General features: G+C 71.5%; 13 protein-coding genes and 1 tRNA gene. 5 read left to right on the plus strand and 9 right to left on the minus strand.

What is annotated here, in order from left to right; all coding sequences use genetic code 11:
• Positions 1-210: 210 nt before the first annotated feature.
• On the minus strand, positions 211-2,160 hold the full coding sequence (locus IEZ17_RS20255) for a S9 family peptidase (protein ID WP_229852437.1): 1,950 nt from the start codon (positions 2,158-2,160) through the stop codon (positions 211-213).
• A 68-nt stretch (positions 2,161-2,228) separates the two neighbouring features.
• Between IEZ17_RS20255 and IEZ17_RS20260 the strand changes: the two genes are divergently transcribed.
• The gene (locus tag IEZ17_RS20260) at positions 2,229-3,158 is read left to right on the plus strand and encodes a class I SAM-dependent methyltransferase (protein ID WP_189302111.1); all 930 of its coding nucleotides are present in this window, start codon (positions 2,229-2,231) and stop codon (positions 3,156-3,158) included.
• A 314-nt stretch (positions 3,159-3,472) separates the two neighbouring features.
• Positions 3,473-4,513 (plus strand): hypothetical protein, encoded by a 1,041-nt coding sequence (locus IEZ17_RS20265; RefSeq protein ID WP_229852438.1) that lies wholly within the window; start codon positions 3,473-3,475, stop codon positions 4,511-4,513.
• A gap of 131 nt (positions 4,514-4,644) precedes the next feature.
• Here the strand turns inward: IEZ17_RS20265 and IEZ17_RS20270 are convergent, their stop codons facing one another.
• Genes IEZ17_RS20270 through IEZ17_RS20280 form a run of 3 tightly spaced genes read right to left on the minus strand, consistent with a single transcriptional unit; the run spans position 4,645 to position 8,029 of the window.
• Positions 4,645-6,738 carry a M3 family metallopeptidase gene (locus IEZ17_RS20270; RefSeq protein ID WP_189302113.1) on the minus strand — a complete coding sequence of 698 codons (2,094 nt, stop codon included), beginning with the start codon at positions 6,736-6,738 and terminating at the stop codon, positions 4,645-4,647.
• Positions 6,739-6,749: 11 nt separating this feature from the next.
• Positions 6,750-7,244, minus strand: a complete 495-nt coding sequence (locus tag IEZ17_RS20275; protein WP_189302115.1) for a hypothetical protein — start codon at positions 7,242-7,244, stop codon at positions 6,750-6,752.
• Positions 7,245-7,282: 38 nt separating this feature from the next.
• Positions 7,283-8,029, minus strand: a complete 747-nt coding sequence (locus tag IEZ17_RS20280) for a TetR/AcrR family transcriptional regulator (protein WP_189302117.1) — start codon at positions 8,027-8,029, stop codon at positions 7,283-7,285.
• 37 nt (positions 8,030-8,066) lie between these two features.
• Between IEZ17_RS20280 and IEZ17_RS20285 the strand changes: the two genes are divergently transcribed.
• Positions 8,067-9,602, plus strand: coding sequence for an FAD-dependent monooxygenase (locus IEZ17_RS20285; protein ID WP_189302119.1), 1,536 nt, complete (start codon positions 8,067-8,069; stop codon positions 9,600-9,602).
• Between the two features lie 233 nt (positions 9,603-9,835).
• Here IEZ17_RS20285 and IEZ17_RS20290 read toward each other — a convergent pair.
• Together IEZ17_RS20290 and IEZ17_RS20295 are read right to left on the minus strand one after the other, a co-directional pair.
• Positions 9,836-9,909, minus strand: a tRNA-Pro gene (locus IEZ17_RS20290).
• A 109-nt stretch (positions 9,910-10,018) separates the two neighbouring features.
• Entirely contained in the window at positions 10,019-10,945 is a 927-nt protein-coding gene (locus IEZ17_RS20295; protein WP_189302122.1) for a metallophosphoesterase, read from the minus strand.
• Between the two features lie 148 nt (positions 10,946-11,093).
• Here IEZ17_RS20295 and IEZ17_RS20300 point away from each other — a divergent pair, with 148 nt between their 5' ends.
• Positions 11,094-11,558 (plus strand): GatB/YqeY domain-containing protein, encoded by a 465-nt coding sequence (locus IEZ17_RS20300; RefSeq protein ID WP_189302123.1) that lies wholly within the window; start codon positions 11,094-11,096, stop codon positions 11,556-11,558.
• 127 nt (positions 11,559-11,685) lie between these two features.
• Here IEZ17_RS20300 and IEZ17_RS20305 read toward each other — a convergent pair whose 3' ends face one another.
• Positions 11,686-13,881: a transglycosylase domain-containing protein gene (locus IEZ17_RS20305; protein WP_189302125.1), complete on the minus strand. Its 2,196-nt coding sequence runs from the start codon at positions 13,879-13,881 to the stop codon at positions 11,686-11,688.
• 381 nt (positions 13,882-14,262) lie between these two features.
• Here IEZ17_RS20305 and IEZ17_RS20310 point away from each other — a divergent pair, with 381 nt between their 5' ends.
• Entirely contained in the window at positions 14,263-14,607 is a 345-nt protein-coding gene (locus tag IEZ17_RS20310) for a WhiB family transcriptional regulator (protein ID WP_189302127.1), read from the plus strand.
• A 68-nt stretch (positions 14,608-14,675) separates the two neighbouring features.
• Here the strand turns inward: IEZ17_RS20310 and bagB are convergent, their stop codons facing one another.
• Together bagB and bagA are read right to left on the minus strand one after the other, a co-directional pair.
• On the minus strand, positions 14,676-16,076 hold the full coding sequence (gene bagB / locus IEZ17_RS20315) for an ATPase BagB (RefSeq protein ID WP_189302129.1): 1,401 nt from the start codon (positions 16,074-16,076) through the stop codon (positions 14,676-14,678).
• Entirely contained in the window at positions 16,073-17,050 is a 978-nt protein-coding gene (gene bagA / locus IEZ17_RS20320) for an ATPase BagA (RefSeq protein ID WP_189302130.1), read from the minus strand. The genes bagB and bagA overlap by 4 nt, the downstream gene beginning before the upstream one ends.
• Positions 17,051-17,220: the final 170 nt, after the last annotated feature.

Genomic DNA, 17,220 nt, shown 5'->3' on the forward strand with positions numbered 1-17,220 from the left:
GTCTCGGCCCCCGCACCGGCCTCGGATACTGAGGCCGACGGGGGCGGGGACGGGGAGAAGGCCGTGGCCCGCGCCTGAGCCCGGGGCCCTACCGAGCCCTGTACCTGGGGCCTGACTGTCCCTGGGAGCCTGTCTGATCTCCGGGGGCTGGCTGGGCCTGGGCCGCGGGAGGGGGCTCCCCCCCGCCCCCTCCCCCCCGCCCCCCACTTTCTAGTCCTTCGGCTTCACATGCCTCCGTGCGAAGTCGAGTTCAAGGCGGACCTGCTTGATGCGTTCCTCCACCACGAGGGAGCCGTGGCCGGCGTCGTAGCGGTAGACCTCGTGCGGGTGGCCGCGGTCTTCCAGGCGCTGGACGTAGTTCTCGACCTGCTGGATCGGGCAGCGGGGGTCGTTGACGCCGGCGGAGATGTAGACGGGGGCGCGGACCGCGTCGACGTAGGTCAGCGGGGAGGACGCCTCGAAGCGCTCGGGGACCTCTTCCGGGGTGCCGCCCAGCAGCGTGCGGTCCATGGCCTTGAGGGCTTCCATCTCGTCGTTGTAGGCCGTGACGTAGTCCGCCACCGGGACCGCGGCGAGGCCCACCGCCCAGGCGTCCGGCTGGGTGCCCAGGCCCAGCAGCGTCAGATAGCCGCCCCAGGAGCCACCCGCGAGCACCAGCCGATCCGGGTCGGCCAGGCCGGAGGAGACCGCCCATTCGCGCACCGCGGCGATGTCCTCCAGCTCGATCAGCCCGACGCGGTGTTTGAGCGCGTCCGTCCAGGCGCGGCCGTAGCCGGTCGAGCCGCGGTAGTTGACGCGGACGACGGCGAAGCCGTGGTCGACCCAGGCGGCCGGTGAGGAGGCGAAGGCGTCGCTGTCGTGCCAGGTCGGGCCGCCGTGGATGTCGAAGACGGTCGGGAAGGGGCCGTTGCCGGGCGGCTGTTGCACCAGGGCGTGGATTCGGCCGCCGGGCCCGTCCACCCAGGCGTCGGTCACCGGGACCGATTCGGGGGACTTCATGCCGGGCGGGTCCAGGACCACGGTGCCGCTCGTCGACCGGACCTCCGGGGGCTGGGCCGCGGACGACCAGAGGAACTCGACCGTTCCGTCCGGGCGGGCCGTCGCGCCGGAGACCGTGCCGGAGGGGGTCTCGACCCGGGCCAGCGCGGGGCCGCCGGTCCGGGCGTCGTCCGCGGTGCCCGGTGTGCCCAGGTCGTAGCGCCACAGCTCGCTGCGGGCCTGGTATTCGTGATCGATCAGCAGCCCCGATCCGTCCGGATACCAGTCCGCGCCCACGTCGCCGGGCAGGTCGATCTCCAGGGCGGTTTCCACGCCTGTCAGCGGATCCCAGATCATCGGCTCCCAGCGGCCCCGCCGCTGATGCCCCACCAGGAGCCGGCTGTCACCGTCCACCGGCGCGAACCCCATTACCGACAAGCCCAGTTCCTCGGTGCCGCCTTGGGTGTCGTCCAGCTCGGCGACGGTGGAGCCGTCCGGGCGGACGATGCGGATGGCGGAGTGCATCGCATCGCCGTGCTCGGTGTGCTCCACGGCGATCAGCGAACCGTCGTGGGAGAGGTCGCCGACGCCCGCCGATTCGCGGTGGCGGTAGATCTCCACCGGCGGCTCCCCGGGCCGTACGACGTGGACCGTCGAGCCGTCCTCGTCCGTGGAGCGGCCGATGACCGCCGTGCCGTCGCGGCCGATCGCCAGCCCGCCTGGATAGGAGGGGGAGAGCCCCGGCGCGGCCGGTTCGTCCGCGCCGCCCGCGAACGGCTGCCGCATCCAGACGCCGAACTCGTCCCCGTCGGTGTCGGAGAACCACCAGATCCACTCGCCGTCCGGCGACAGCGTGCCGTCCGTCGTGCCGTGCGGGCGGTCGGTGGCCTGCCGCTGGCCGCCGGTCGCGCGGTCCCAGGCGTAGAGCTCGAAGGTGCCGGTGGCGTTCGAGACGAACAGGGAGCGGTCCGGGGCGTACTCGGCCCACTCCGGCAGCCCGATCCGCGGGGCGCGGAAGCGCTTCTCCCAGTCCGGCAGATCGGTGGCGGGACCGGCCGAGCCGTCGGCCGCGCTGCCGGCGCCGCGCGGACCCTTGGCCGAGGCGGTGGCGTCGGCGGAATCGGGGGCGGGCGGGGGCGGGTCGGCGGGGGTGTGGCCGGGGCCTGTGGTCTCGTCAGTCATGGGGCCATTCTGCGCCCACCGCAGGAAATGCGTTGGCGAGGCCGACAGGCTGTGGATAACTTCGCGCTATGCGACACCACATGCCCGACGACTGGCGCGAGGCGAACCGCGCGAGGTGGGACGAGCGGGTGCCTCTCCACACCGCGAGCGATTATTACGACCAGGCGGCATTCCGGCGGACCCGGGATGTCATTCGTGAATTCGAGGCCGCGGAGGTCGGCGACGTCACCGGTCGGAGCCTGCTCCATCTCCAGTGCCACTTCGGCCAGGACACGCTGTCGTGGGCGCATCGCGGCGCGGACCGCGTCGTCGGCCTGGACTTCTCCGCACCGGCCATCGCGGCGGCCCGCGAACTGGCCGCCGAGTTCGGCTACGGACCGGAGCGCGCGTCCTTCGTGGCCGCCGATGTCTATGACGCCGTGCAAGCCGTCCCCGACGCCGCGTACGACATCGTCTACACCGGCATCGGCGCGGTGAACTGGCTTCCGGACCTGGTCCGTTGGGCCGAAACCGCCGCGTCGCTGGTCGCCCCCGGCGGGTTTCTCTACCTCGCCGAATTCCATCCGCTGTGCGATGCGCTGGACGACGGGACGGGCTCGCGGGTGACCCATGACTACTTCCGCCGTGAGGCGTGGGAAGAGAACACTCCCGGCAGCTATACGGACTTCGGCGCGGCGACGGTCCACAACCGGAGCGTCGAGTGGCAGCACCCGCTCGGGGATGTCATCAGCGCGGTGGCGGGTGCCGGACTGCGTATCGAATTCCTGCGTGAGCACGACATGACGATGTTTCAGCGATTCGGGGAGCTGCGGCGGGGCGGCGACGGGTTCTACCGGTTTCCGGATGACCGGCCCCGTATCCCGCTGATGTATTCACTGAAGGCGACCAAGGCGACCAAGGCGACCAAGGCGACCAAGGCGACCAAGGCGACCAAGGCGACCAAGGCGACCAAGGCGACCAAGGCGACCAAGGCGACCAAGGCGACCAAGGCAGCCTGAGGCGGCCTGCGGGGCGGGCCGCGCCGGCGGAACGCGACGAGGCGATCTGGCTGCGCTCTGTCCGGGGCGCTGCCCGGGGCCCTGTCCGGGATCTGTCCCGGGGCCACCGGAATTGCCTCGGTGCCCGCCGGTTAATGTGGTGGACGTCCCGGTCGGTTTGTCCGGCCGGCGTCAGCGGGGCACGGCGGTGCCGGCCCCGCGCGGCCTGCCACGCCAACCGACGCTCCGGACAACCAGTTCGAGCGACGGCTTCGAAGGACGACTTCACGGGGGTTCATGTGCGGGTGCGCAGAGGTATAGCCGGTGCCGCAGGGGTGAGCGTGCTCATGCTGCTGGCCGCGGGATGCGGCGGCACGACCGGTGGCAAGGCGGCACCGGGGCCGTCCCCCGCCGTCGTTCCCGCCAAGCCGCTCCCGATGGAGTCCGCGGCCCGTACGGCGACCTGGACCGACACCGACCACAAGGCGCACCCGCTGCGGCTCAAGCCCACCCGCCTGGCCCGCGGTGACGGGTCCGACCTCGCGCACATCCGGCTGGACGACGACCTCAAGGGGAAGGTGCCGTACTACCTCACCTTCTCCTACACCAACACCGGCAAGGAGACCGAGAAGGGGCTCTACCCGGAGCGGAACTTCTCGGTCACCGGGGCGGACGGCCAGGCCGGCGAACAGGTCTCGCTGTTCCGGACCAACCCGCTGGCCACCGATTCCGGCCTGCCGCCCGAGTGCCGTGAGGCCGGGAAGGAGCAGCTGGCCCCCGGCGAGTCCACGGCCGTCTGCCAGATCTTCATGCTGTCCAAGGGGCAGAAGCCGGCGAACGTCTCCTACAAGGACGACGGCGGCGACGCCCTGCTGTGGCAGATCGGCGGCACCCAGGGAGGCGCGGCCGGAGTGCTGCCCGCGAACAAGCCCGCCGATGCGGCCACGACGGACAGCGACCGCCATACGGTCACGGTCCTGGCCACCCCGAAGAGCGTCCGCGCCGGATCCCTCGCCGATCTGAGCCGCTTCGACCTGCACGCGGACCAGAAGAAGCTCATCCCGTACTACGTGACGGTGGAGTACAAGAACACCGGCAAGTACGACCTGCTGCCGAGCATGAACGACAGCATGACGCTGACCAGCGTCAGCGGGCAGCAGGCGCGGAAGTTGCTCCTGCTCGACATCGGCGGCCCGGGGGTCGCCCAGTGCCCCGAAGCCACCCCCGACAAGATGGTGAAGCCGGGTGCGACGGTGACCGAGTGCACCATCCACATGCTGCCGAAGGGCGACCCGCCGGCGTCGCTGACCTTCCAGGGGAACGGGGACGGGGCCCAGCCGGTCACCTGGCGGGCGACGACGGACGGCGCGAAGTAGCGGCGCGCGGGAGCCGGCGGAGCGCGCGGAGGGGGAAGTGCGCGGAGGGGGAAGTGCGTGGCCCGGCCCGTCGTGGCGTTCCTCGCCTTCCCCGCCGTCCCGTGCTGCGGCGCTCGCGCTGTTCCGTTCCGCTACTCCTGCGCACCCCGCCTGGCCAGCAGCGGTCCGATGTCCGGATCGTGGCCGACCACCGCGCGGAACGCCTCCATCGGCTCGACGCTGTTGCCCCTGCTGAGCAGCTCGCGGCGGAAGATCTCGCCGCTCTCGCGGACCGTCCGGCCGTTCTCCCGGAACCAGCGCACGGTGTCCGCGTCCAGTACTTCCGCCCATCGGTAGCCGTAGTAGCCGGCCGCGTAGCCGCCGCCGAAGACATGGGCGAAGTAGCCGGTCCGGTAGCGCGGCGGGATCGCGGGCCGGGCCAGGCCGTGGCGCTCCAGGGTGGCGGCCTCGAACGCCGCGGTGCCGTCCTTGTCGGGCAGTTCGGCGGCCGGGAGGGTGTGCCAGGACCAGTCCAGCAGTGCGGCGGCCAGGTGCTCCACGCTGTTGAACCCCTCGCCGAACCGTTCCGCTTCGCGCAGCTTGGCCGGCAGCTCGGGCGGCATCGGCTCGCCGGTGCGGTGGTGCCGGGCGTAATGGGCGAGCACCTCGGGCCACTCCGCCCACATCTCGTTGACCTGGGACGGGAATTCGACGAAGTCGCGCGGCACCTTGGTGCCCGCCAGCAGCGGATAGCGCACGTCGGAGAAGAGCCCGTGCAGCGCGTGCCCGAACTCGTGGAAGAGCGTGATGACTTCGCGCCAGTTCAGGAGTACCGGATCGCCGGCCGGCGGCTTGGGGATGTTGAGGTTGTTGACGACCACGGAACGCTGGTCCAGCAGCCGGGACTGGAGCACCAGCTCGTTCATCCAGGCGCCGCCCTGCTTGGACTCCCGGGCGTGGAAGTCGCCGATATACAGGCCGACGGGGCTGCCGTCGGCGTTGTGCACCTCGAAGACCCGGGCGTCCGGGTGGTACGCGACCAGATCGGGGCGCTCGGTGAAGGTGACCCCGTAGACCAGGGTGGCGGCGTGGAAGACGCCGTCGCGCAGGACCCGCTCCAGCTCCAGATAGGGGCGCAGCGCGGCGGCATCGAGGTCGAACCGCTCCTTGCGGACCCGCTCGGCGTAGTACTGCCAGTCGGCCGCGCGGACCTCCGCCACGCCCGCCGCCTCGGCCAGCGCCGCACCCTCGCGCTCGGCGTGGGCGAGGGCCGGGCCGATCAGCTTGCCCAGCATCTCCTCGACGGCACCGGCCGTGCCGGCGGTCTGGTCGGCGAGCTGCCAGGCGGCGTGGTGCGGGTAGCCGAGCAGCGCGGCGCGCTCGGCGCGCAGCGTGACCACCGTGACGGCGAGGGGGCCGTTGCTGGTGAGGCCGCGCTCCAGGGAGGCGGTGAGCAGCCGCTCGCGCAGCGCCGGATCCTCCAGGGTGGCGAGCTGCGGCGGATTGGTGAAGTTGCGCAGCCCGATGACGTAGTGGCCGTCGTGCCCGAGCTCCCGGGCGCTCTCCGCCGCGGCGGCGATCTCGTCCGCCGGCAGCCCGGCCAGCTCCTCGGTACGCTCCACCACCAGGGCAGCCGCCGCGGTGTCGGTCCGCAGGTTCTTCCGGAACTCGGTACACAGGGCGGCGATCTCGGCGTTCAACTCCCGTAGCCGCCCCTGTTGTTCGGGGGCCAGCCGGGCCCCGGCCCGGACCCGCAGGGCATGGTGGCGCTCCAGCAGCCGCCGCTGCTCACCGTCCAGCCCCAGCCGGTCGCGCTGCTCGTGGAGCGCCTCCAGCCGGGCGAACAGGGCGGGATCGAGGAGTACGGCGTCCTCGTGGGCGGCCAGCCGCGGGACGATCTCGGCCTCCAGTTCCTGCGTCGCGCCATCGGTGTCCGCGTTCGCCTTGTTGAAGAACACCCGCGACGCCCGGTACAGCACCGCGCCGCTGCGCTCCAGCGCCTCCACGGTGTTCTCGAACGTCGGGGGCGCGCCGCTGCCCCCGATGGCGGCGATCTCGGCCAGCTGGTCGGCCATACCGCGTTCGAAGGCGGGCAGGAAGTGCTCGTGCCGGATACGGGCGAACGGCGGGAGTTCGTAAGGCAGTTCACTCGGTGTGAAGAAGGGGTTCGACAGCGCGGGAGCCGCTTCGGCGGCCGTCCGGGCAGGCACCGTGGAGGCGGGCGGGGAACTCTTCGCAGAAGTCATGACAAGCGACACTACGCGGGGGAGCGGGGGCCGGTCCGGCGGTTGTGCACAGCAGTGGACGACGGATCGCCGCCGCCGCGACGGGGGCCGTTCCCCTTGATGACACGCAGCAGCGGCACCTGCGTCGCGAGGACGAACAGGCAGAAGAGCGTGATGGGCAGCAGCCCCACCGGACGCAGCAGCCACGCCGGATCGTCCCGCACCTGCGGCCAGTTGACGAGCCAGTTCGCGGCGGCATCCAGCACCATGACGCCACCCTCCAGCGGAACACCTGCCGGCCGCGCCAGCCCCACCAGCACGGCGATCAGCGGGTCGAGGACCAGCAGGCAGGCGAAGAACACCCGCAACGGGAGCGGGGCGAACGCCGCATAACCGTGGACCCCACCCTGCGCCAGAACGACGAAGTGGAAGCAGGCTCCTTGAAGGAAGCCGATCCCGTACACCGCGAGCACCCCGCGCGCCCACCGCGGCAGCTCCCGCCACCGCTCGCGTAATCCACCTCTCACCGGGCCGACTTACGGTATGCGGCTGCCGGTTGAGGCCGTCAGACCGGGGAGCGGTCCTCCGGCGGGAGCAGGGTGGCGAGCCCGTCCAGGAGCCATTCCAGGACCTGCTCGAAGGACTGGGGTTCCGGGGCGAGGCGCTGCGGATCGGTCGCCCAGCTGATGAAGTGGGGGTGCTTGCCCGCTGCCGCGATGCGTTCGAGATAGGGGGCCGCGGCGGCCTCCAGGTCGCTGTCGGAGTGGAATCCGGCCCGGGCGCGCATGGTCTGCTCCTCCAGCAGCGCGAGACCGGAACCCAGGACGTGGCCGAGCACGGTCTTGACGAACCCCATGCGGGTGGTCGCGTCGAGCCCGAACGGTGCGAGTTCGGCGAGCGCGGAGTCGTAGAGGTGGAGGGCGTTGGGCCCCATGGGGGGACGGCTGAAGGCGAGGCGCGCGAACCAGGGGTGGCGCTGCACCGCGTCCCAACCGGTACGGCCGAGTCCCTGGAGCGCGTGCCGCCAGCCGTGGCCCCGCGGCACGGTGATCCGGCCGTAGACCTGGTCGGTCATGAGGTCGACCAGGCCGTCCTTGCTGCCGACGTAGCGGTACAGGGCCATGGGGCTGCGGACGCCCAGTCGCGCGGCGAGTGCCCGCATGGTGATCTCGCCGGTGACCTGGTCGTCGGCCAGCTCCACCGCCGCGTTCACGATGCGCTCGCGGCTGAGCTGCTCGGTGGCGCGCGGGGGCGCGGGTTCGTCGAACCACACCAGCCCGCCGGGGACGGGCCGGCGCTCGGAAGAAGTCATGGTGGACCTACTCTAACGTTGGTGTACGTTGTCCACCATGAGTGGACAACGTACACAGACTTCTGAGGTACTCGTCGTGGGCGGTGGACTGGTGGGACTCACCGCCGCCCTGGTGCTGCGCCACCACGGGGTGGCGGTGACGGTGGTGGAGAAGCGGTCGACCACCTCGCCACAGCCCAAGGCCCGCCGCTTCCACATGCGCAGCATGGAGATCTTCCGGGAACTCGGCCTGGCCGGCCTGGTTCACCACGCGGCACGTGATCTCGCCGGTCACGACCGCATGGCCGCGGGACGGACGCTCGCCGAGGCCGAGCAACTCCCGCTGTGGCAACCGCCGGGCCCGAACGGAGGTGTCGTCGACGTCAGCCCGGAGGCTCCCTGCCTGATCGCCCAGGACGTGCTGGAACCGGTGCTGCGCGAGGCCGCCGTCGACGCCGGGGCCACGGTGCACTTCGACACCGAACTCGTCGCCTTCGAGCAACACGACGACGAGGTGGTCGCCGACCTGCTCGACCGCGTCAACGGGGACCGCTCGCGACTGCGCGCCCGCTACATGGTCGCCGCCGACGGCGCCCGCAGCCCCATACGCCAGGCCCTGGGCATCGGCCGCTCGGGCCGCGGGCTCATAGGCGATCCGAGCGTGAACGTCTACTTCCACGCCGACCTCGGCGAGGTCGTCCGCGGCCGGGAGTTCAACCTCTGCCAGATCGAGCACCCCGGCACACCCGGCGCACTGGCGTCGGTCGACGGCCGCCGCCGCTGGGTGTTCATGGGCAGCGGCGACGCCACCGGCCGGGACTGGCCCGCCGAGCTCCGCACCGCCCTCGGCGTTCCGGCCCCGGACCTCGAAGTCCGCAGCGTCCTGCCCTGGCAGCCCGAGATGCTCGTCGCCGACCGCTACACCCTCGGCCGGGTCCATCTGGCCGGCGACGCCGCACACGTCATGCCGCCCTTCGCCGCCAGCGGCGCCAACACCGGGATCGCCGACGCACACAACCTGGGCTGGAAACTCGCCGCAGTCCTCCGCGGCCACGCGGCCCCGGCCCTGCTGGACAGCTACGACGCGGAACGCCGCCCGGCCGGCTGGTTCGCCGCCGACCAGTCAAGCCGCCGCACCCTGAACCTCCGTGACTGGGCGTCGGCACCCGACCCCGCACTCGCCCACCCCTACGTGCTGACCGCGGGCGGCTTCCAGTACACCGCGGGAGCCCTCTGCACCGACCCCGAGCACACCAACGACCCTGAACCGATCGCCGAATTCGACCCCGCCGGCCGCGTCGGCACCCGCATTCCCCACCGCTGGCTCGACCGGGCCCGCACCCGCTCGACGCTCGACCTCGCCGGACCTGCCTGGGCCCTGCTGACCGGCAGCCGGACCCCGCACCCCACGACCGGGCACCCCGGCCTCGCCGTGCACCGCCTCGACACGGACTTCCTCCCCGCCGGACAGTCCCTGCTCATCAGGCCGGACCACATCATCGCCTGGCGGGGTACGGACCCCGCCGCGGCAACCGAGGCGCTCACCGCGCTGCTGAACGGGCGGAACGGCGCGACCGAGTTCGCCCGAACATAGCGCGCGGTACGAAGGCACCGCCGAGCGAAATATCAGCGCCCCGCAGACCCGAAACCTCCACGGCGCTGCCGACGGACCGGCCGGGATGCCGACCTCACGGAGTCGACCTTCGGCAGCCGACTTCCGAGATCGGCTCCCGAACGGCTCCCGATCGGCTCCTCAAACGCTCCGGAAACGAGTCAGGGGCCTGACCCACCTTCGTGGATCAGGCCCCTGACCTGGTGTTCCTTCAGTCGGGGTGGCGGGATTTGAACCCACGACCTCTTCGTCCCGAACGAAGCGCGCTGCCAAGCTGCGCTACACCCCGAAGCAACGAGCTCTACTTTAGCGGACTGATCCCCGTAGGTGAAATCCGGTTCCGGGGAGGCCGGGGCCGGGGTGGTGGAAGGGCCCCGGCCGGCGGCCGTCGGGGTGGATCAGTCGTGGGGGGTGAGGGTGAGCAGGGTGGCTTCCGGGGGGCAGGCGAAGCGGACCGGGGTGTAGCGGTTGGTGCCGCAGCCGGCGGAGACATGGAGGTAGGAGGTGTGGCCGTCGGCGGTGTGGCTGGAGAGGCCCTTGGCGCGCCGGGTGTCGATGTCGCAGTTGGTGACGAGGGCGCCGTAGAAGGGGACGCAGAGCTGGCCGCCGTGGGTGTGGCCGGCGAGGATCAGCGGGTAGCCGTCGCCGGTGAAGGCGTCCAGGGAGCGCAGGTACGGGGCGTGGACGACGGCCAGGGAGAGGTCGGCGCCGGATTCCGGGCCGCCGGCGACCTCGGCGTAGCGGTCGCGCTTGATGTGCGGGTCGTCCAGGCCGGTCAGCGCGATCTCGGCACCCTCCAGCTTGAGGCGCCCGCGGGAATTGGAGAGGCCGACCCAGCCGGCCGCGTCGAAGGCGTCGCGCAGGTCTTCCCACGGGTTGTGGACGACGCCGACGGCGGGGGCGTTGCCGTTCAGGCCGTGCCGGCCCTGGACCCTTTCGATCAGATAGCGGGCGGGGTTGCGCAGCTTGGGGCCGTAGTAGTCGTTGGAGCCGAAGACGTAGGCGCCGGGGAACTCCATCAGGGGGCCGAGGGCGTCCAGGGTCTCGGGCACCCCCTCGGGGTCGGAGAGGTTGTCGCCGGTGTTGACGACGAAGTCGGGGCGGAGTCCGGCGAGCGACTGGAGCCAGCGCTGTTTCTTGCGCTGCCCGCTGACCATGTGGATGTCGGAGACCTGAAGGACGCGCAACGGCCGCATACCGCGGGGCAGTACGGGCACGGTGACGCGCCGCAGGCGGAAGGAGCGGACCTCGAAGCCGGCGGCGTAGGCCAGGCCGGCCGCGCCGACTGCGGTCAGGGACAGGGGTACTCCGTATCGCGCGCGCATGTGTCCATGGTCGCAGAGTGGGGGTGGGGCAGGGAGCGGCCCTTGATCGTCAGGACGGGGGGTCTTGGGGAGTGCGTGCGGGGGAGCGGGGCGCGTGGGCGGGGAAAAGGCGCGGCGGTTGTCGGTGGGGGCGGGCATACTCGACGGCATGACCACGCTCAAGGCCAAGCTCAAGGACGACCTCACCACCGCGATCAAGGCGCGTGACGAGCTGCGTTCCGCCACCCTCCGTCTCACGCTGACCGCGATCCAGAAGGAGGAGGTGGCCGGCACCGAGGCGCGTGAGCTGTCCGACGGCGAGGTCGAGAAGATCATCGCGCGGGAGGCGAAGAAGCGCCGGGAGGCCGCGGAGGCGTTCGACAAGGGCGGCCGGGCCGACGCCGCGGAGCGGGAGCGGGCGGAGGGTGAGGTGCTCGCCACGTATCTGCCCAAGCCGCTGACCGACGACGAGCTGGAGCAGCTGGTCGCGGCGGCCGTGGCGGAGGCCAAGGGGGCCGGTGCCGAGGGGCCGCGCGCGATGGGCGCCGTGATGAAGATCGTCAACCCGCAGGTGGCGGGCCGGGCCGACGGCGGCCGGGTCGCCGCGGCGGTGAAGAAGCTGCTCGCCGGCTGAGCGCCGTACGGAAGCGGAAGGGGCGCCCTCGCGGTGAGGGCGCCCCTTCCGTATGCCGTGGCGGCGGTCGGCCTGTGTGCCGAGGCGGAGTCGGCGGGTCCGTGGGCGGGTGGTCCGCCCCGGTGGGTCACCAGCCCCCGTTGCCACCGCCCAAGATGTCGGGGAAGCCCGGAATGTGCCAGCCGCCCCCGGGCTTGTTGTCGCCGCCGTGGCCGGGGTTCGGCTTCGGGTTGGGCTTGGGCTTGTCCTGACCCTGGTTGCCGTCGCCGCCCGCGGGGTCGTCGATCGGGACGGTGGGCAGCGCCGGCGCGGGGCGGCCCGCCAGGGCGCCGGACATCGCGTCGCGCCAGATGGGGCCGGGGGTGTCCGCGCCGTAGACCTTGTCGTGCGTCACGCCGCCGATGGTGATGTTGAACATCTGGCGCTGGTGCCGCGGGTCGCCGACCCAGACCGCGCCGGCCGCGTTCGGCGTGTAGCCGACGAACCAGGCGGCGTAGCGGCTGTCCGTCGTGCCGGTCTTGCCGGCGCTGTCGCGGCCCTGGAGTCCGGCCTCCTTGCCGGTGCCGTCCTCGACGACGCCCTTGAGGAGGGCGTTGACCGTGTCCGCGGTCTTCTTGGACATCGCGCTGCGGCAGCTGGTCTGCGGGACCTTCAGCGACCGGCCCTGGGCGTCGATGATCGACTCGATGGCGACCGGGGAGCAGTACGTGCCCTCGTTGGCGAAGGTGGCGTACGCCCCGGCCATGGTCAGCGGGGACATCTCCTGGCCGCCGAGGGCCATGGAGGGAACCTGCGTCAGCGGCTTGCCGTCGGCCCGCTGAATTCCCATCTTCTCGGCCATCTTGACCGCGGGGCAGATGCCCATGTCGCTGATCAGCTGCACGTAGTAGGTGTTGACCGACTTCGCGGTCGCCTCCTTCATGGCGTACGGGCCGTGCTCCTGCGGGTTCTCGTTCTGGGCGGTGTCGTGGCCCTGCCACTCGCCGGTGCAGGTCTGGACCGGGCTCGGGTACGGCATCTTGTACGGCGAGGGGTACTCCTGGTACGGGCTGGTGCCCTGCTCCAGGGCCGCCGCCGCGATCACCGGCTTGAAGGTCGAGCCGGGCTGGTAGCCGGCGCCGCCGCCCATGCTGTGGTTGACCGAGAGGTTGATCTGGGTCTGGTTCCTGCCGAAGCCGTAGGGCCGGGACTGGCCCATGCCGAGGATCTTGCCGGTGCCCGGTTGGACGACGGTCGCGGCGCCGGCGACCGGGTCGTCGTCGTAGACGTGCTTGCTGAGCGACGCCTGGATCGCCTTCTGGGTCTGCGGGTCGAGGGTGGTGCGGATGGTCAGCCCGCCCTCGTTCCAGCGCTGCGAGCGGATCTCGCGGGTCTTGCCGAACGTCTTGTCGTTGAGCAGCACTTCGCGGACGTAGTCGCAGAAGAAGCCGGCGCCGCTGCCGGCGGTGATGCAGCCGTTCTGCGGGCGGCTGACCTTCAGCTGGATCGGCTTCGCGGCGGCGGCGTCGGCCTGTGCCCGGGTGATGTCCTTGAGGTCGGCCATCCGCCGCAGCACGGTGTTGCGGCGCACGGTCGCCTCGTGGAGGTGGTTGACCGGGTCGTAGCGGCTCGGCGACTGCACGATGCCGGCCAGCAGGGCCGACTCCTCCAGGCTCAGGTCCTTGGCGTGCTTGCTGAAGTAGCGCTGGGCCGCGGCCTCGACGCCGTACGCCTGCTCACCGAAGAAGGTGATGTTGAGGTAGTTCTGCAAGATCTTGCGCTTGCCGAGCTTCTCCTCCAGCTGGATCGCGTACTTGAGCTCCTTGACCTTGCGGCCGATCGTCTGCTGGGTGGCCTGCGCGACCTTGTCCGGGTCGTCGCCGGCCTCCTCGATGAAGACGTTCTTCACGTACTGCTGGGTCAGCGTGGAGGCGCCCTGGGCGACGCCGCCGGACTGGGCGTTCTTGTTGACCGCGCGCAGGATGCCCTTGAGGTCGATGGCGCCGTGCTTGTAGAAGCGGGCGTCCTCGATCGCGACGATGGCCTGCTGGATGGAGGGCGACATGTCCTTGAGGTCGACGACCGTACGGTCGCGGGAGTAGACCTTGGCGATCTCGCCGCCGTCGGCGTCCAGGATGGTGGTGCGCTGACTGAGCGGCGGCGTCCTGAGGTTGGCCGGGATGTCGTCGAAGCCCTGGACGGACGTCTTGGCCGCGAGGCCGAGCGCGCCGGCCGCCGGGAGCGCGATACCGGCCAGTACCGCTCCGGCGAGGACGCTGACACCGAGGAACTTGGCGGCCTGCTGGGTCTTGGACCGGCCTCCGCCCGCGCGCTTCTTAGCCATGAGGTGCAGCCTACGTTCTCAATCGCCGGACAGGGGCGCACCTGTTCGTTTAGCCTGTTCCCATCCGCCACAGCTGAACGGCCACACCTCGGTTCGTCAACCCCTACTCCCCCCACGGGCTGCGTCCCACATGCCCGCTGTGTGTCATAAATCCCTTGCCATCACAGCGAAGTGTCCCGCTTGGGAGGTAAGTGGCGTATGTCGTGCGGTCACTCCGTTGGGTGATCTGCCGCGTACGCATAGTCCGTTCGGGCCATTCAAGATTGGGCCCGAAGGGGGTGTTGCGCCCTGTCCGCCTTCCGTAACGTCCTCAACTGGCAACGGTGAATATGCCGTTTGCCGCCGTGGGGGAGCCTCGATTCGGGAGAGGACGGCGCCAGCATGGGCTGGGTAACCGACTGGAGTGCACAGGCAGCATGCCGCACTACCGATCCGGATGAACTTTTCGTGCAGGGGGCGGCGCAGAACCGCGCCAAGGCGGTGTGTACCGGATGTCCGGTGCGCACGGAGTGCCTGGCCGATGCCCTGGACAACCGGGTGGAGTTCGGTGTGTGGGGCGGAATGACCGAACGCGAGCGGAGGGCGCTGCTGCGCCGCCGCCCGACCGTGACGTCATGGCGCCGCCTGTTGGAGACAGCACGTACGGAATACGAGCGCAGCACGGGCATCTTGCCGGTGGACTGCGAGGACGAGGTGTTCGACGAGGAATACGCCGCGGTCGGATAGGCCGCCCGCACGACCGGGTCCGCGGTCGGTTCGCGGTCGTCCGCGGCTGCGGTCGATCGTCGCCGCGGTCAGGTGCCGGCGTCGCCGGGCCGCAGGGCCAGGCGGTCGCCGATCGCGCGCAGGCCCGTGAGGTCATGGACGTCGCCGGGCAGCGCCGCGACCTCCGCGACCGGGACCTCGGGATGCAGTGCGGTGAAGCGGTCGCGGGTGCGCCGTTCGCGCGCGAGGACCTGCATACGTTCCGCGTGCAACCGCAGCAGCCCGGCGGCGAGTTGCGCTGCCGAGGCCGAAGGTGATGCCGCATGCTCCGCCGTGGCAGCGGGGGAGAGGCCGCCGGCGGTACGTGATCCATTCTTCCCGCCGTCGAGATCCACAATGCCGCCCGGCTCAAGATTTTCGGCGACCGGGGAACTCGGGTCGGCGGAAGGGGAGTTGGGGGAGATCCCGTCGGAGGGGTCGCCGGCTTCTCCTGCTTCCGGATCCGCGGCCGGGTCGCCGTCCGCGACCAGCGTCTCCGTGAGGGCCTCCGCGGCGGCCAGCGCGCGTTCGGCGCTCAGTTGGGCCGCGCCGCTGCCGTGCACCCGGTTCAGTACGAGACCGGCCAGCGGCATCTGCTCGGCGGCCAGCCGCTCGACGAAGTACGCCGCCTCGCGCAGCGCGTCCCGCTCCGGCGCGGCCACCACCAGGAACGCCGTACCGGGCGCCTGGAGCAGCCGGTACGTGGCGTCCGCGCGGGTGCGGAAGCCGCCGAACATGGTGTCCATGGCGGCCACGAACGTCTGGACGTCGCGGAGCAGTTGGCCGCCCATCAGCTTGCTGAGGGTGCCGGTCATCATCGACATGCCGACATTGAGGAACTTCATGCCGGCCCGGCCGCCGACCTTCGCGGGCGCCATCAGGATCCGGATGAACTTGCCGTCCAGGAAGGAGCCCAGACGCTTGGGCGCATCCAGGAAGTCCAGCGCGGAACGGCTCGGCGGGGTGTCGACGACGATCAGGTCCCACTCGTCGTTCGCGCGGAGCTGGCCGAGCTTCTCCATGGCCATGTATTCCTGGGTGCCCGCGAAACCGGCCGACAAGGACTGGTAGAAGGGGTTCTCCAGGATGGCGCGGGCCCGCTCGGCGTCCGCATGGCCCTCGACGATCTCGTCGAAGGTGCGCTTCATGTCCAGCATCATCGCGTGCAGTTCGCCGCCCGCTGCCTCGTCGACGCCCTTGACCCGGCGCGGGACGTTGTCGAGCTCCGAGATGCCCATGGACTGCGCCAGCCGTCGGGCCGGGTCGATGGTGAGCACCACGACCTTCCGGCCGCGCTCGGCGGCGCGCACGCCCAGCGCCGCGGCGGTGGTGGTCTTGCCGACGCCGCCCGAGCCGCAGCACACCACGATGCGGGTGCGCGGATCGTCGATCACGGCGTCGACCTCCAGCCACGGGGCCGAGGCGTCCAGCGTCGTGTCGTCCGAGGTCATATGGGCCCCTGTCTCCGCAGGTCTCTGGCCAGGCCGTAGAGCCCGGCGAGGTCCACTCCCTCGGGGAGCAGCCCCAACTCGTAGGTGGGCAGGCCGAGCGCGGTCAGCTCGGCGTGCTCGGCGCGCTCCAGCTCGACCCGCTCGGCGTGCTCGCGCGCCTGCTCCAGCAGGGGGTCGATCAGGCGGTCCGCGTGGCCGCCGCGGCGGGCGCCGCCCAGGCCGGCCTGGGAGAGCGCCTTGGCGATGCCCGTACGGGCCCCGCGGGCGGCGATGTCGAGGTCGCCGTTGTCCAGCAGGGCGGGGCGGGTCATGTTGATGACGACGCCGCCCACGGGGATGTTGGCGGCGCGCAGCTCGGCGATGCCGTCGGCGGTCTCCTGGACGGGCATCTCCTCCAGGAGGGTCACCAGATGCACCGCGGTCTCGGGCGACTTGAGGACGCGCATCACGGCCTGCGCCTGATTGTGGATCGGGCCGATCTTCGCCAGGCCGGCGACCTCGTCGTTCACGTTCAGGAACCGGGTGACCCGGCCGGTCGGCGGGGCGTCCATCACGACCGCGTCGTAGACGAACGCGCCGCTCTTGTCCTTGCGGCGGACGGCCTCGCACGCCTTGCCGGTGAGCAGCACGTCCCGCAGGCCGGGCGCGATGGTGGTGGCGAAGTCGATCGCGCCGAGCTTCTTCAGGGCCCGGCCGGCGCTGCCGAGCTTGTAGAACATCTGGAGGTAGTCCAGGAGGGCGCGCTCGGCGTCGATCGCGAGGGCGTGCACCTCGCCGCCGCCCGGAGCCACCGCGATCTTGCGCTCCTCGTAGGGAAACGCCTCGGTCTCGAACAGCTGGGCAATGCCCTGCCGGCCCTCGACCTCGACCAGGAGGGTACGGCGCCCTTCGGTGGCGAGGGCGAGGGCGAGGGCGGCGGCGACCGTGGTCTTGCCGGTGCCGCCCTTGCCGCTGACGACATGGAGCCTGCTCACGCCAAGGAGCCTAACCAGTCCTCGTCCCGGCTACGCACGGGATACGCCTGGGACTCCCCGGAGATCCGCCGCGCGCCTGTCGGGGACGGCGTCGGGGATGTGCCCTAGGGGGCGCCGTGGCGCGGCCGGGGTCGGGCGGCGGCGGCCCGGCCGGGCGCAGGCATTACGCT

Source organism: Streptomyces albospinus (assembly GCF_014648695.1).
GTDB classification, from domain to species: Bacteria; Actinomycetota; Actinomycetes; order Streptomycetales; family Streptomycetaceae; genus Streptomyces; species Streptomyces albospinus.